This is a genomic window from Spirosoma sordidisoli, assembly GCF_004138325.1.
Classification (GTDB): domain Bacteria; phylum Bacteroidota; class Bacteroidia; order Cytophagales; family Spirosomataceae; genus Spirosoma; species Spirosoma sordidisoli.
Genome location: NZ_SBLB01000003.1, coordinates 63,467 through 78,591, shown reverse-complemented (window position 1 = coordinate 78,591; position 15,125 = coordinate 63,467). Strand labels below are relative to the sequence as shown.

The window sequence follows — 15,125 nt, the reverse complement described above, 5'->3', positions numbered from 1 at the left end:
TGTAGCTTTACCCTACTGAAACGGTTCGGGCCCGGCAGGAAGAATGACTTCCTCCCGGGCCCGAACCGTTTTAGCTTGACCGCTTACTTACCAATCATAGACACGGCCTGGTTGTTGAGGCTGGTGCTGTACAGCTGGTTCAGCAGCAGTTTGAACGTTCCCTGTGCCTGAGCCCGGAAGGTGATTTCGGGTCCAAATGCGTATAGCTTGCCCGCACCCACGGGTGCCATGAAGGCCGCCACACCATCCTGCAGGTACGACTGTCCCCAGGCCCAGCCGCTCCGCAGCGGCTTGTCGGTATCGAACCACGCCAGCGGCATTACGGCCCCTTTGGCGATGGCATCGGGCGAGAGTTTGAATACCGGACTGTTATCGAAGTAGACGTCGGTTTGCGAAGGCATACCCCAGGTGGCATGCTGGGTCGAATCCAGGCTCACCCGCAACACGCTGCCCGGAATGTAATACTTCTCGCCCGGTAGTGGCCGCTCTGTCCCGCTGCTCGTCATCTCCGTCAGCGCGTTCTTCACGGGCAGTTTCAGGTGATAGGCCAGGTTGGTGCTCGACCCGATCGTCACAACCGTACCGCCCGCTTCCAGAAACGCTTTGATCTGCGGGATCGACTTGGCTGCGGTGATTTTTCCGAGCCGGGGGCGGTATTCTTCCGGGGTAGACTCTTCTTTGGGTTCCCGCTCCATAGCGCTGAAGATGTCGTTGTCCTGACCGCGTACGGGCGGTATGGCCCGGGTCACGAAAACGATAACGTCGAATTTCTTTTTCAGGTCACCCGCGTCGATATCGCCGGGGTAGATCACCTTCATCGGGAAGTGGTACTGTTCCATCAGCCAGCGTACCCAGCCCGACGGCATCGATCCGCCATAGGTATCCCAGAGGGCAATCCGCATGGGCGAGACTTTAACCATCGATGAGGATGGCCGTTTGGCGACGCCCGTCACGTCGAGCCCCAGGTCTTTTACCGACTTATCGAGTATCGCCTTGGCCTTGGGTGATGCCGACACGAAGAAAGCGCCTGCTTCTACGCCCGACTTGCTGCCCAGTCCGTTGGGCAACCGGTACACGTCTACCCCCGACGCCAGCAGGTCATTGACCGCAATAAAGGAATTGTTGGTTCGGGCGCTCAGCAGGTATCCTCCCCCGGCAGCCCCGGCCATGCGCCCTTCGGGCGACTGTAGCTCACCATATGGCAGCTTTTTGAAGGGGCCATCGAAGCCGTCGAGCACCCGGTCGAACTGCACGTTCATCAGGTAGGCCAGTGTCCAGCCAGCGGCATCGTACGGACGAACCGGCGGCCCACCCGGGTACTGGAAATCGTTGGGGTGATCCTGCGGCTCGAACATGTCGAGCACGTGGGGCCGGAACGCCTGATCGGTTTTGACTACGTACGAACCGGCGGGGTATTTTTTGCCGGCAACGGTGAAGTCGGCGGTAGCCTGCTGAATCTGGATTCCGGTTTTGACCAGCGCGTTGATGAACTTAACAGCGGTAGCAAAGTCGGGCTGGTTGGCCGGAATGATGAAGCCCCGCGGGTCGCGCAGGACCGGCGCTTTCATGATCGTATCGTAGTACTTAACCGGCATACCGCCCCCCCGTGGCAACATCCCATACTGAGCCAGAGCCGCATTGGCGGAGGTAGACGTCGGCTTCTTAGGATCATTTTTGAACGCGTCGTTGATAGCCTCGATCCGTTTGGGCGACAGGCCCCAGGTGTCTTTGCTGCCGCGCTCGATCGAGTTTTTACCCATGCGGTAAATGTTGAACAGCAGCTCGTCGCGGTAGCGGGCCGCGTAGCCCATCACGGCATAGTTCAGCGACAACGAATAATCGATGGATTGTTTGAAGTGCCACTTCTGCGGGGTTACCGGGAACGGGGTGTTGCCGTTCGGGATCAGCCGGCTCGGTACCAGCGGAATATCTTCGGGGGTTGGGCCACCGATGATTTCGGTCAGCAGGCCGATCATGTTGTGGAAGTGGGTCGTTGTGCGCAGACCGCCGTTGTACCAGGTCGAGAATACCGAACCACCCAGCCGCGTAAAGCCCGGTTTGTTTTCGGCATTGAGCCGGTTGATCATGGCCGCGCCCAGGGCGTCGATACCGGTAACCATCAGCGGATCGAAAACGTAGTTGAAGGGGTCGCGGTAAGGCGGTCCCGCCAGTACCGAGCCGGCCGGTCCGCGCTGGTGGTGGTTATACATGATCTGCGGAATCCACTCGACAAACAGCTGCCGCCCGATGTTCTGGGTTTCCTTCATGTTCATGATGAAGAAGTCGCGGTTGTTGTCGTGTCCGATGTATTTCTGATACAGCCGGGGCAGGTTATCGAGCGATCGTTTCTCGGCTTTCGGCTCGCGCATGTACCAGTTGGTCACGATCTCCTGACCGTCGGGGTTGGCGTGCGTCAGGAGCAGGATGTCCTGATCCAGGATCCGCATCGTCTCAGGGTCTTTGCGGCTCACCAGCTGCCAGATGGTTTCGATGAGCTGCATCGTTCCAACGGTTTCGGTAGCGTGGAGCCCCCCGTCGATCCAGACAATGGCTTTTCCTTCCTGGGCCAGCGCCCGGGCCTGGTCGTCGGTGAGTCCTTCGGCGCGGGCCAGCTTCTGGGAAATCTCCTTGTAGCGGTCCAGTTTCTTCAGGTTCTCCGGCGACGAAACGATCAGCATATACTGATGGCGTCCTTCTTCAGTCATACCGATGTCGACGAGTTTGACCCGGTCCGAGGCAGCCGCCACTTTCTTGAAATAGGCTTCGGTCTGCGTATAGGTAGCGAGTTGATAATCGTCGCCAATGTTGAACCCGAAATGTTCTTTGGGCGACGGTATCGACTGCGCCAGGGCACCGGTCAGATACCAGCCAGACAGCAATAGAAACGTTGATAATCGAAGGAAAATAGACATCATAATAGTCTGTTTGTGAGTAATATAGAATTGGAGTTAGTTTTCTTGGCTATCGTCTGCGGAAGCGAACACCAACCCGGCAGTCGCCCACTTCGCCCCGGGCCTCATCGCATACGTTTTCCTGAAAGCCCGCAATCCGGCGGCCGTCTTTCAGGTTGAGGATAAACTTAAACAGAAAATAATCATTCTGCGCCACCGTACTCAGGTTTACCCCCGTAAAAGCAGCCAGCTGAGCTGCCGTTACTGTAAACGTTTTCGGAAACTGGGTAACGGTTTCGTACAGTTTGTCGGCAGCCCCAACCCGGCTGGGCAGCGGAAACTGCGTAACGCTCGGATACAGCCCACCCGGTTGCGACAGTACGATCGGATAGGCCGGGTTGCCGGTGGCGGCCGCCTTGTTAAAACCGAGGTATACATCGATGGAGTTGACCTCCGCTTTACCGAAGCCTTCCCAGCGCAGGGTATACTCAAAAACCTGGTTGGGGAGGTCAGCATCATTCAGCGCAAAAAAGGAGGTGTTGGCTGTCGATACCGTTGGCAGGGCTGATTTGGTCGTGTTGACGGCCACCAGCGGCACGGCGGTATACGACCAGTTTTCCCAAACGTAATTTTCCGTTTTACAACCGTCCAGGGCAATCAACCCCAGCAGGGAACAACAGATCAATATGGCTCTCATGGTTATCAATGTGGTTTTTATTTATCCCAGAAAACGGGGGTGGTCTGCTGAGCGGTCTGGAGCTGATCCGCTTTGCCCGATACGTTTACGTTGGTGGCCAGCTCGGTTACCGAGTAGGTAAGCCGGAGCGGGAATGTGTTTAGTGGCGCGATGGGAGCCGGCAGCACCGGCAGCCCCGTCCGACGGTAGTCGTTGTACGATTCCATGCCGTTGCCGTAGAGGGCAATGTATTTCTGCGTCATGACGGCATTCAGCTTACCGGCGGCATCGGCCGCGTCGTACTGGCTGCTCCGGTTGGCTACGAAAGCCGTAACAGTGGCCGCAGGCAGGGTCGGCGCGGAGTTGCCGCCCGTTGTCGAGATGGTGTTGACGCTGTTGAGGTGCGCCGTTATCCCATCCTGAAACAGCTGGCGCGCATCGCCGGTCGTACCCATCGTGAGGGCTGCTTCGGCCAGAATGAACTTGACCATGGCGTTGGTGATAAACGGAAACACCCCGGCTCCGCTCCCATCGAGGTTCGTAACTACCTTGGGCGCGCCCGTCGCACCGGTGTTCGTAATGAACGTCTGGGCCGCAGTCAGGTTGTTGATCGGGCTGTTGTCGTACAGGCCACCGGCCGGATACACGCCGAAGGTTGCCTTCAGGGCGTTATCGTTGGGCGATGCGGTGGCGTCGCCGGTATAGCGACCGAAGTAACCGTTGCCGGTGGGCGTAAATCCAACCGTGTAGTTCGACGTCTGCCGGAAAAAGTAATACCGGATGCGCGGATCATCGGTGTTGAACAACCGCTCGATGAAGTTCTGGCTCATGTAATAACTTTTGCTGGCCTGGTACTCGGCCCGATGCCAGGGGTGCCGGTTGGCGGGCGTTTCGGTGGTACCGAATCGGAACGAGAAGTCCTGCGCGTTGGTCGTGATCAGGGGTGCGTTGGCGGTTAGCAGGGCGTTGATACCAGCTCTTGCCTTCTCGGGCTGCACCAGCCGGATCTGATTGAACAGTTTCAGCTTCAGCGAATTGGCCATCCGGATCCAGGCGTTCTTATCACCTTTGTAGATTATATCGGCCGTGGTGGGCTGGATGGCAAACGCACCTTTGTTGGCGTCGGCCAGGGCCTCGTCGATCAGCACGAAGAGCTTGTCATAGATGGCGGCTCCGCTCTCGAAGGTGGGGTCCGATACGGTAAGGCCCTGCGAGGCATCCGAGTACGGGATGTCGCCCCACAAATCGACCATCATGCTGTAGACATAGGCTTTTTCCAGCTTGGCAATGGCCACATAATCCCAGCGTTGCAGCCGGGTCCCCTCCCGGATAATGATGTCAACATCGTTGAGCATCTGGGTGTAGAGGCTGTTCCAGGACTGCTGATAATCGGTGCCGTCCTGAAAATTACGGCTGGTCGTGCTCGTATACAGGTGCTGAACCAGGATTGACGTTCCCTGATTCACGTCGCGCAGACTGCCAGCCATCGACAGCTGGGTGGCGGGCAGGAGCAGCTCCAGCACCGGCGTAGTGGGGTTATTCGGGTCGGTATTGATATCGACGAACTCCTTGCAGCTTCCCCCGATAAACAGCAGACTCAGCAAAAAAGCCGTTCGTATGGTTGCGATACGTATCATAACATGCCAGGTATAGATGAATAGAGGAAAATCAGAAGCTAAACCGCAGGTTGACACCCAGACGGCGGGTGGTCGGAATCCCGATGAAGTCAAAACCCTGCGAGTTACCCGCGCCCAGCGAGCTGACCTCCGGATCGAAGTTCAGATACTTGGGGAAGTTGGGGGCCAGATACCACAGGTTACGGCCACTCACCGACAGGAAAGCCGATCCGAAGGGGGTTTTGGCCAGCCAGCGCTTGGGCAGCTGGTACCCCAGCGACACTTCGCGCAGCCGGAAAACCGTGGCGTCGAGTACGTTTACTTCAGCCGCGCCACCGGGGCCAAACCCGCCCGTGAAATAGTAGTCGGCTACGGCAATACCGATGTTGTTGGGTATTTTACGGCCTTCTCCATCCAGCAGGGGTTTGAGCGTATTTACGTCACCCAGCACACCGGGTCCGACCAGGATTGCCTCCCGCTCTTCGGTATCTTTGGTAGCCCCCCGGCTCAGCAGCTCATAAGCCGTGAAGGAGTACATGTCGCCCCCCTGCTTCCAGTCGAACAGCGCACTCAGGGTCAGCCCCTTATAGCTGAACGTATTGGTAACGCCCAGGATAAAGTCCGGGTTAGGGTTGCCGATAGCTGCCGTCTTGCCGCTCAGGATTGGTTTACCCGTGTTGGGGTTCACCAGTATGTTTCCTTCATCGTCGCGGGCGTAGGTAGAGCCACGAATCTGGCCGTAGGGCTGCCCCGCAATGTGCACACTTCCCAGATCGGAGAACCCACCGTAGGGCAGCTCTTTCAGGGCGCCGATGTCTAGCACGATGTTGCGGTTCAGGGTAAAGGCCGACGACAGGTTCCAGGTAAAGCCGTTGTTCAGCTTGATAGGCGTAGCGTTCAGCCCGATCTCCACCCCTTCGTTCGAGGAGCGGCCCAGGTTAATCACCTTCTGGGTATAGCCCGACGACGGTACAGCATTGACGGTAAAGATCTGCGACGTACTAATCTTGTTGTAGTACGTTACGTCGAGCCCGATCCGGTTGTTGAAGAACTGAAGTTCCGTACCGATTTCGAGTTCGGTAATGAATTCGGGCTTCAGGCTGGCGTTAGCCAGCAGATCCGACTCGGTCAGCGAGCTTTGTCCGGCAAAGGGCGATGCTATGCTTCCCGTACCGGTGCCCACGCCCAGTACCGGGTTGGCGATGTAGACCGTCTGGGTCTGGTAGGGCGTGGCTTCGTTACCCACCCGGGTGTAGCCCGCCCGGAACTTACCGAACGACAGTATGCTTTTGGGCAGCTGGAACGCTTCGGTAAAAATAAGCGACGCACTGGCCCCGCCGTAGAGATAGCTGCGGTTGCTGGCCGGCAGTGTCGACGAGACGTCGTTACGGGCTACCAGGTTCAGGAAGGCGTAGTTCTTATAGTCGAGCGAGATATCCGTGAAGAAGGCATAGTACCGTTGCTTGAAGTTATTCCGGTTGTTGGGCAGTACCCGCGGAATCGTTACGCTGGTGTTGTTGAGCGAGTTGATACCCCGAAAAATAATGCCATCGCCAAACACAACGGCCCGCTCGGTGACGCGCTGGTTCACGTTGTTACCCAGAATCACTTTCAGCCCGATGTTTTCATTGATCGGCTTGGTGGCGGTCAGCAACAGGGTATTGTCCAGCTCCTGCCGGTAGATGTTGTCGTTGGTAATGTTGCCGTTCGGGAAGTAATCGCCCCCTTTGCCGTTCACCACCGTGCGCCGGTCGGTATAAGCGTTGAAACCAACCGTATTCTGCACGTTCAGCCAGGGCAGCGGGTCGACGCCCAGTACCACATTGCCGTAGTAGCGATCTACCTTGCTCGTCGTTGGACTGTTAACGACAGACCAGTAAGGATTGTCCGTACCGACGCGGTCGTAGACATTGTTCCCGTTGAGCGGGTTGGTATTCGGGAAGCCGGTGAGGTCATAGCTTGTCGGCACAAACATCAGAATGTCCAGGATGGAGCTGCCGGCCCCGTTGGCCGCCGACACCTGGGGCGACACCTGGTTGGTATTGACGTAGTTGATAGACCCGCCCACGTAGAATTTATTGTCCAGCTGGGCATTACCGCCCAGGTTGACAGCGGTCCGGGTAATCTGGTTTTCGGGTACGACGCCCTGGTTACCCGTGCGCGACAGACCCGCCGTGAAGCTGCCCTTCTCGCTGCCACTCGACACCGAAATGGCGTTTTCGAAGACGCTGCCCGTCCGGAAGAAGTTCCGCGCATTATCCTGTGCGTACGACTGATAGGGCACCTGAATCGGCGTGGTTCCATTGGCCTCGTAAAACTGGGGGAACACCGTGGAGGGGTATCGATTGTTGGTCGTGAGCGGGTGCGGGATGGTTTTCCGGGTGGGAATCAGGCTCGGGATCCCTTCGTACGGCGGTCCCCAGGAGCCAAATACACCACTGCGGTAATCGAAGTTTGTCCCCTGTCCGTAGCTGGTCTGGTAGTCGGGCAGACCGGCCACGGTTTCTGTCGAATACCCGGTGCTGTAGGTAATTTCAAGCCCTTTCCGACTCTGGCGCTTGCCGGCTTTGGTAGTAACGATAATGGCTCCGTTGGCCGCCCGCGACCCGTAAAGCGCAGCCGCTGCCGCGCCTTTGAGTACCGTCATGGTCAGAATGTTGTTTGGATCGAGGTCAAAGGCCCGGTTCGTAATGGTCGACCCGCCTACGAAACCATCCGTGCTGCCGAAGCTGGAGTTATCGAAGGGAACCCCATCGACCACAAACAGGGGCTGATTGTTGTTACCCAGCGACGAATTTCCGCGAATGGTGATGTTGGTAGCTCCACCGGCGGCTCCGCCCGACCCCTGAATATTGACCCCGGCTACTTTGCCGGTCAGCGCCCGTAACGGATCGGGTTCCGATTTCTGGGCCAGCTGGTTGGCGTCCAGCGTCGAGACAGCATAGCCCAGGGCGTTTTTGTCGCGCTTGATACCGGCAGCCGTCACGACCACTTCGCTGAGTTGTTTGGTGTCGGCGGTCAGCTCCACGTCGATAACCTGCTGGTTGCCGACCGTTACCTCTTTCGACTGGAAACCAACCGACGAGAAGACCAAGACTGCCGTGCGGCCAGACACCGTTAGTTCGTACTGCCCGCGCGCATCGGTCACCGTTCCGACGGTACTTCCCTTTACCGTTATGGTCGTGCCGGGCAGCGCTTCCTTACCCGTTCCGTCGATCACTTTGCCGCGTACAGCTCGCTGTTGCGCGACTAACAAACCGGGTAGAAGTAAGAGAAAAAGTAGTACCTGTATTTTCATGCCGTTCTGGATTAGATGTGTACATGGTGATTAATACATGAGAGATTTTATTATCGATCAATTCTAGAAAACTTACGACTACAAAAAAAGAGATGAACAGAATTTTATTTTACATAATGAAATTAGTTAAAAATATTATTTCTTTTATTCTAATCAACGCAGCTAAGTAAACGCATATGATACATAAATCTCCAAATAAAATACTGAACCAACAAAAAAGCGATGTTTCTTTATATCCCACCTGTCCAAACGAATAGAAAAAAACAATTTTGAATTTTGAACGTTGTTCATTTTATTTGCAACAGATCTTGAACACAATGGGAGTTGCCGAACGGAAAGCACGCGAGAAGGAAGAACTGAGAGACCTGATATTACGGGCCGCCAGAAAGCTGTTTACCGAAAATGGGATCGAGCAGACTACCATTCGGAACATAGCCGAAGCCATCGACTACAGCGTTGGAACGGTGTATGTGTATTTCAGGAATAAGGATGCGATCCTGCATGCCCTCCACAGCCAGGGGTTCGGCATGCTGGCCAGCCATTTCTCGGTGCTGGCCAGTGTGGCAGATCCGATGGAGCGGTTACGGGCCATGGGTCGGATCTACATCAAATTCGGCCTCGAAAACCGGGATATGTATGAGCTCATGTTCAGCACCAAAGCGCCTATGACGTTTTTGTGCGCTACCGATCAGCCGGAATGGGACGAAGGGAAAGCAACTTTTACCGCCCTGAGCAGTACTGTTGCAGAGTGCCTCGAAGCTGGTCATTTTGCCGGCCATTCGCTCCAACCGCTGTCGTTCATGTTCTGGAGTCTGGTTCACGGCATGTGCAGCCTGGAAATCAGCCAGCGCACGCAGGGAGTCAACCTGACCGATCCGTCGGCTATCGTTGATCAGGCGTATACTGAGTTTTTGAAACTACTGGATCACTTCTAAATTTTTTTGCCCTGTTTATGAACGTTGTTCACATTTTAAACTTAGATCAATGAAAGCTTTATTTTTACTACTCGTCGTGCTTATCGCCGGGAGGTCTACCCAACACACCCAACCGCCTGCCGAGGCCGTTACCGGCGAGTGGCTCTCGCCCCGGAAAGACAGTCGCATCACTATTTATCGGCAGGGTGATCAGTACCTGGGTAAGATCGTATGGGGTACGGGAACGGCCACTACGGATCAGAACAATCCCGATCCAGGCCTGCGCAGCCGAAATCTGATCGGGCTGGTCATCCTGAACGGGTTCGTCTACGACGGCCGCAGCACCTGGGCGAACGGCACCATCTACGACCCGCGTGAGGGAAAAACCTATTCCTGCAAGATGATCCTTACCACCCCGAACAGCCTCAGTATCCGCGGCTACGTTGGCGTATCGCTCTTTGGCCGAACAGAAGTCTGGTCCAGGGTTACGCCCGGTCGCCCCAACCCTTAACCACCCACAATCCAAATCCCATGAACGAATTTATCCTACTGACCGGAGCCTCGTCGGGTATTGGCCTCAGCATGGCCCGCTTACTGGCTGCCCAAAAGCAGAACCTGATCCTGGTAGCCCGCCGGCTCGACCGGCTGGAAACGCTGAAAGCCGAGCTGGCAGACAAGCATGGAATCACCGTCTACACCTTTGCCAAAGACCTTTCCAGCACCGATGAGGTTGTTGCCCTGCACCACGAGATCAGCGCCCTGGGTCTTCCGGTAACGAGGCTCGTCAACAACGCCGGCTTCGGCACCTACGGCCCCTTCGACGAGGGTGCGCTCGAACCGGATCTGCGTATGATCAACCTGAACGTGGGAGCGGTAGTAACGCTGACCAAACTGTTCCTGCCCGATATGAAGCGTCGCGGCAGCGGGCACATCATGAATGTTGCTTCGCTGCTGTCGTTCCTGCCGTTTCCGTACTATTCGGTATACTCAGCCACCAAGGCATTTGTCCTCTCCTTCTCCGAAACGCTGGAAGCGGAACTGGCCGGCAGTGGGGTTACCGTTTCGGCGTTCTGCCCGGGTCCTGTCGATACGGGTTTCACCACCGATGCCATGTTGAAAACCAATGCATACGCGACGAATAAACCAGCCGATGTGCAATGGGTAGCCGCCGTTGGCGTTCGGCATCTGCTATCGGGCAAAGGGGTCAAAATCGTGGGTCGCCTGAACTGGCTGCTGGCAAACACGCCCCGCTTTTCACCCCGCTGGCTCACCATGCGGATCAATAAATTTCTGGCCAGCCCCAAACGCTGACACGTCTCTATTTCTATTAGCCATTTCCCCATGAAAGCCTTATCCGAGTTGTTGCGCTACCGGAATGAACCGCTGTATCTGTTCGGCCTCGTCTGCCTGCTGGCAGCCGCCGTTTGCCTGGTCCTGACCCGGCTCACCGATGTTCAGGTAAACGGCGTCAGTGCCTGGTACAAACCCTTCAAGTTTTTCCTGTCAACCACCCTGTTTGTCTGGACCATGGCCTGGTACATGTTTTACCTAGGCCCGTCCAGAGCGGTGCAGATTTACTCCTGGGGGGTCATACTGCTCCTGGGATTCGAACTGATTTATATTGCCGTTCAGGCCGGGCGGGGGCAGCTGTCCCACTTCAAGGTCGATACCCCTGCATACGCGGCCCTCTACGGCATGATGGCTCTGGCCGCTGTGGCCATAGCGATATGGACAGGGTACATTGGGGTGCTATTCTGCCTGCGCAACTTTCCGGACTTACCCGCGGCCTATGTCTGGGGCATCCGGATCGGCATCGGCCTGTTCGTGATTTTCGCGATAGAAGGGCTGGCAATGGGGTCTCAGCTACGGCATACGGTAGGTGGCCCCGATGGTAGCCCGGGACTGCCGGTGGTCAACTGGAGCCGAACTTACGGCGACCTGCGTATTGCGCATTTTATGGGCATGCACGCCATCCAGATCATACCCATCCTGGCCTATTACGCCCTTAAAAGTGTTCGACTAACGGTGGTGGTGGGTTTGCTTTATGGCCTAGCCACGACTCTGCTGTTTATTCAGGCGATGCGCGGTAAGCCATTCTGGCCCCTCTGATAAAATTACCAGTTCATGAGCCGGGCTACTGGCTCATACAGCCGGGTATAGGCAATCTGAACGGCTACGGCCAGAAAGACAAAACCCGTTGTTCGGTTGAACAGGGTGACGACCCGGGGGGTGAAGAGCCGCTTGAGCCGATTGGCGTAATACGCCAGCGCCGACTCCGTCACAAAAACCCCAACCAAACTGGCGCTCATGAACCCGTACTGTTCGGCCTGGGTGTAGTGCAGGTGCGAGCGGATGTACGCTACAATGGCTACCCAGGAAACGAAATTGACCGGATTGAGTGCATTCAGAAAAAAGCCCGTCGACACGTAGTACAGGTAATTGCCGAATCGGGTTTGGGGATAGGCCAGCCGGGGTGTACCCCGGAGGATGTTGACCAGGCCCATGGCCGTCAGGAAAAGGACTCCCACTACCGCCATGAAGTGCTCGAACCCCTGCACCTTCGGAATAAACGATGTCCCCAGCAGGGCAGCCAGTACGAACAGAATATCGCCGATGATCACGCCCAGCACGATCTTCATACCAGACCGGAAGCCGTTATCGACGCTGTTCTGGATCAGGGCAAAGAAAACGGTTCCAAATGTCAGGCAAAGGGCAACGCCGACCAGAAATCCGTACAAAATAGGTAAAAACACAAGTGATGAAGTTTACAGTGTTGGTGGCTGGCTGCGGAATCGGTTGGGCCATTGGAGTCAACAGCCCGCCCCCGTATACCAGTACCCGTTAAATTCCCCGCAGGCGGGCTACCATGAGCAGACCACTAACGCTCAGGGCGTCGGTAATGCGGCTGTTCATAGCCATATCAACGGCTTCGGCCAATGGAAGTTTCCAGATTTTAAGATCTTCTGTTTCTTCGGGCTCATGATCACCCTGAACCAGATCTTCGGCAATGTACAGAAACCCCTCCTCGTCGGTGGCCGAATTGGAGGTATGAATCCGGGCAATTTTTGTCCACTCCCGGGCTTCCAGACCGGTTTCTTCCCGAAGCTCACGCCGGGCCGATTCGAGCGGGTCGGTACCCAGCGGGCACCCGCCTTCCGGTATCTCCCACGAGTATTCGTTGAGCGGATAGCGGTACTGGCCAACCAGATAAGTATTCCCATCCGCATCGATCGGGATCACCCCCACCGCTTTATTCTTGAAACTGACAACCCCATAAATACCGGGTGTACCGGCCGGTGTGATCACATCCTCATGCCGGATGCTCAGCCAGGGGTTTTCGTACGTTACGGCCGATTGTAATGTCTGCCAGGGATTATCGGTTGCATTCATGCCAGCGAAAATACGGACTTTGTGGGTACGGTTGGCTATATTTGTTCACACATACCACTTCATTCCGGGCTTCATGAGGGCCAGTCAACGCACTAAATACCGCTGGATGGGCCTGTCGTTTGGGCTCAGCATCATTCTGCTGGTTGTCAAATTCACAGCCTATTTCCTGACGTCATCGACGGCTATTCTGACCGATGCCGTCGAGTCGATCGTCAATGTGCTGGCCAGCGGATTCGCGTTGTACAGCATCTACCTCGCCGGCCAACCCCGCGACCAGAACCATCCCTATGGCCACGGAAAAGTTGAATTTTTGTCGTCGGGTTTTGAAGGGGCCATGATATTATCGGCCGGGCTGGTGATCGTCTGGCAGGCCATCCTGAGCGTTTTCGAGCCGCAGGAGCTTAGTAATCTGGATACGGGCTTTGTGCTGCTGGGGATTACCGCCCTGGCCAATGCGTTTGTGGGCTGGATGCTGATCCGTACGGGCCGCCAGACCGATTCACTGGCCCTGATTGCCGACGGACAGCATCTGATGACCGATGTAATCAGCAGCATTGTGGTCATGATCGGTGTGGCCATAGTGGCCCTGACCGGCCAGCGCTGGATCGATAGCGTGTTGTCGCTGGGTTTGTCTGTCCTGATCATTTACAATGGCCTGCAGCTGGTTCGGCAGTCCGTTGCCCGACTCATGGACGAAACCGACGCACCAACCCTGGACCGGGTCGTGGCCCTGCTCAATGTACACAAAGAGCGAAACTGGATCGACGTGCATAACCTGCGGGTGCAGAAGTACGGCGCCGACCTGCACATCGACTGTCACCTGACATTACCCTACTACTGGGAACTGACGCAGGTCCATGACGAGGTGCATGCGTTTGAGGATACCCTCAAGGCCGGGTTCAGCAACGAAGTCGAAATTTTCGTGCATACCGACCCGTGCATGAAAGAATGCTGTCATTACTGCCGCGTGGCCGACTGCCCCGTGCGGGCGTTTGCCTTTGTGCGGGATGTAGACTGGACCAGCGAGAATCTGCCGCTGAACCAAAAGCATTTCGTTCCCCTGGCCGTACAGAGCGAGTAGATTCTGAACCTTTTCATACTTAACCGATTAGAATACTTGGTTAAGTATGTATACCGGCTGGCCGTCTGGCTCATCCAGACTTTTTCGGGTTGTTGCCCTGCTTGCGGTCGTGATCGGCCTCAGCACCTGCGTTGCTACGTTCGACCCGACCATTACCCCCAACACGACCCTGCTGGTAGTTGAAGGCATCCTGACCGATCAGCCCGTTACCCAGGCCATCACCCTCAGCCAGTCGACATCGACCCGCGACAGCAGCTCCCGCACTCCCGTCAGCCAGGCTCAGGTGCAACTTATAATCAACGGCACGCAGACCGTTCTGCTGACCGAGACCCAGCCGGGCCGCTACGAACTTCAGCCCGGCCATTTCAGCGGCCGCGTAGGCGACAGTTACCAGCTTCGGTTTCAGACGGCAAACGGCTCCCGCTACGAATCGACCGTCGAGACGATGGTGGCAGTTCCGGCTATTCAGCGGGTATATGATCAGTTCAATCCGAAGGGGCCGGGCCGGTTTGCCAACGAACTGTATACGCCCAGCAACGACATCTTTGTCGATTTTCAGGACCCGGCGGGCCAGCCGAATTTCTACCTCTGGCGCACCCGGGTGTTCGAAGCGCAGGAATGGTGCGCGTCCTGCCAGCAGGGACGGTATATCCTCGAAGATATTGGCCCGGTAGGCACCGGCCCGATCCGGGTGATCGGTTGCGTTCCGGACAGTACCCTGGGGGTGTATAATTTTTACGACTACATCTGTCGCGGCTCCTGCTGGGATATCTTCTACAGCACCCGCGTCAACGTCTTTGCCGATGTGTACGCCAACGGGCGGCCACAGGTAGGCCGGCTCGTAGCCCAGGTCCCCGTCTATCAGCGCGAACCAGCCGTTGTCGATGTCGAGCAGTTATCCCTGACGGTTGGTGCCTATCGATATTACCGGCTCTTCGAAGAACAAACCCAGAACACCGGCACCCTCGTCGATACGCCCCCCGCCCCCACCGTCGGCAACGTTCGCAACCTGACCGACCCGTCTGAGAATGTGGTTGGGTATTTTTCAGCTTCGTCGGTAGCCATCAACCATTACTGGCTTAGTCGCCGGAATGTGCCGCTGGGCAACTACCGGGGCCTGTTCTACGCCCAGAACCGCCGTTATCCGAATATTGAAACGTCGCGCGGCAACCCACCCGTTTATGGGGTTGGGGTTCCCTCGGCGGTTTGTATTCCCAGTCCTACCCGTACCAACGTACAGCCGGAAGGCTGGCAATAAG

At 56.4% G+C, this 15,125-nt stretch carries 12 protein-coding genes; 6 read left to right on the top strand and 6 right to left on the bottom strand.

Going from position 1 to position 15,125, the window contains the following annotated elements; genetic code table 11:
* Positions 1–83 precede the first annotated feature (83 nt).
* Genes EQG79_RS12210 through EQG79_RS12195 form a run of 4 tightly spaced genes read right to left on the bottom strand, consistent with a single transcriptional unit; the run spans position 84 to position 8,481 of the window.
* Positions 84–2,915, bottom strand: a complete 2,832-nt coding sequence (locus tag EQG79_RS12210; RefSeq protein WP_394343309.1) for a M14 family metallopeptidase — start codon at positions 2,913–2,915, stop codon at positions 84–86.
* Between the two features lie 46 nt (positions 2,916–2,961).
* A complete protein-coding gene (locus EQG79_RS12205; protein WP_077921057.1) occupies positions 2,962–3,588 on the bottom strand; it encodes a hypothetical protein in 627 nt (208 codons plus the stop codon).
* Between the two features lie 17 nt (positions 3,589–3,605).
* Positions 3,606–5,204, bottom strand: a complete 1,599-nt coding sequence (locus EQG79_RS12200; protein WP_129601638.1) for a SusD/RagB family nutrient-binding outer membrane lipoprotein — start codon at positions 5,202–5,204, stop codon at positions 3,606–3,608.
* A gap of 31 nt (positions 5,205–5,235) precedes the next feature.
* Positions 5,236–8,481 (bottom strand): SusC/RagA family TonB-linked outer membrane protein, encoded by a 3,246-nt coding sequence (locus tag EQG79_RS12195; protein WP_129601637.1) that lies wholly within the window; start codon positions 8,479–8,481, stop codon positions 5,236–5,238.
* A 317-nt stretch (positions 8,482–8,798) separates the two neighbouring features.
* Between EQG79_RS12195 and EQG79_RS12190 the strand changes: the two genes are divergently transcribed.
* The 4 genes from EQG79_RS12190 to EQG79_RS12175 are packed head-to-tail and all read left to right on the top strand — an operon-like array spanning position 8,799 to position 11,504.
* Positions 8,799–9,416: a TetR/AcrR family transcriptional regulator gene (locus EQG79_RS12190; protein ID WP_077921060.1), complete on the top strand. Its 618-nt coding sequence runs from the start codon at positions 8,799–8,801 to the stop codon at positions 9,414–9,416.
* Between the two features lie 49 nt (positions 9,417–9,465).
* Positions 9,466–9,906 (top strand): DUF2147 domain-containing protein, encoded by a 441-nt coding sequence (locus EQG79_RS12185; RefSeq protein WP_129601636.1) that lies wholly within the window; start codon positions 9,466–9,468, stop codon positions 9,904–9,906.
* Between the two features lie 20 nt (positions 9,907–9,926).
* Positions 9,927–10,706, top strand: a complete 780-nt coding sequence (locus tag EQG79_RS12180; RefSeq protein ID WP_129601635.1) for an SDR family NAD(P)-dependent oxidoreductase — start codon at positions 9,927–9,929, stop codon at positions 10,704–10,706.
* Positions 10,707–10,736: 30 nt separating this feature from the next.
* Positions 10,737–11,504, top strand: coding sequence for a hypothetical protein (locus tag EQG79_RS12175; protein ID WP_077921063.1), 768 nt, complete (start codon positions 10,737–10,739; stop codon positions 11,502–11,504).
* 5 nt (positions 11,505–11,509) lie between these two features.
* Here the strand turns inward: EQG79_RS12175 and EQG79_RS12170 are convergent, their stop codons facing one another.
* Positions 11,510–12,148 (bottom strand): LysE family translocator, encoded by a 639-nt coding sequence (locus EQG79_RS12170; RefSeq protein ID WP_077921064.1) that lies wholly within the window; start codon positions 12,146–12,148, stop codon positions 11,510–11,512.
* Between the two features lie 88 nt (positions 12,149–12,236).
* Complete coding sequence (locus EQG79_RS12165) at positions 12,237–12,785, bottom strand: NUDIX domain-containing protein (RefSeq protein WP_129601634.1); 549 nt, start codon at positions 12,783–12,785, stop codon at positions 12,237–12,239.
* 73 nt (positions 12,786–12,858) lie between these two features.
* Between EQG79_RS12165 and EQG79_RS12160 the strand changes: the two genes are divergently transcribed.
* Together EQG79_RS12160 and EQG79_RS12155 are read left to right on the top strand one after the other, a co-directional pair.
* Entirely contained in the window at positions 12,859–13,866 is a 1,008-nt protein-coding gene (locus EQG79_RS12160) for a cation diffusion facilitator family transporter (protein WP_129601633.1), read from the top strand.
* A 46-nt stretch (positions 13,867–13,912) separates the two neighbouring features.
* Positions 13,913–15,124, top strand: a complete 1,212-nt coding sequence (locus EQG79_RS12155) for a DUF4249 domain-containing protein (protein WP_129601632.1) — start codon at positions 13,913–13,915, stop codon at positions 15,122–15,124.
* The last annotated feature ends 1 nt before the right edge of the window (position 15,125 follow it).

What these genes read in the sequence shown, in the direction of transcription:
- EQG79_RS12160 (WP_129601633.1), top strand. Translation starts at nt 12,859, where the DNA reads ATGAGGGCCAGTCAACGCACTAAATACCGCTGGATGGGCCTGTCGTTT.
- EQG79_RS12165 (WP_129601634.1), bottom strand. Translation starts at nt 12,785, where the DNA reads ATGAATGCAACCGATAATCCCTGGCAGACATTACAATCGGCCGTAACG.
- EQG79_RS12205 (WP_077921057.1), bottom strand. Translation starts at nt 3,588, where the DNA reads ATGAGAGCCATATTGATCTGTTGTTCCCTGCTGGGGTTGATTGCCCTG.
- EQG79_RS12190 (WP_077921060.1), top strand. Translation starts at nt 8,799, where the DNA reads ATGGGAGTTGCCGAACGGAAAGCACGCGAGAAGGAAGAACTGAGAGAC.
- EQG79_RS12210 (WP_394343309.1), bottom strand. Translation starts at nt 2,915, where the DNA reads ATGATGTCTATTTTCCTTCGATTATCAACGTTTCTATTGCTGTCTGGC.
- EQG79_RS12180 (WP_129601635.1), top strand. Translation starts at nt 9,927, where the DNA reads ATGAACGAATTTATCCTACTGACCGGAGCCTCGTCGGGTATTGGCCTC.
- EQG79_RS12200 (WP_129601638.1), bottom strand. Translation starts at nt 5,204, where the DNA reads ATGATACGTATCGCAACCATACGAACGGCTTTTTTGCTGAGTCTGCTG.
- EQG79_RS12155 (WP_129601632.1), top strand. Translation starts at nt 13,913, where the DNA reads ATGTATACCGGCTGGCCGTCTGGCTCATCCAGACTTTTTCGGGTTGTT.
- EQG79_RS12175 (WP_077921063.1), top strand. Translation starts at nt 10,737, where the DNA reads ATGAAAGCCTTATCCGAGTTGTTGCGCTACCGGAATGAACCGCTGTAT.
- EQG79_RS12185 (WP_129601636.1), top strand. Translation starts at nt 9,466, where the DNA reads ATGAAAGCTTTATTTTTACTACTCGTCGTGCTTATCGCCGGGAGGTCT.
- EQG79_RS12195 (WP_129601637.1), bottom strand. Translation starts at nt 8,481, where the DNA reads ATGAAAATACAGGTACTACTTTTTCTCTTACTTCTACCCGGTTTGTTA.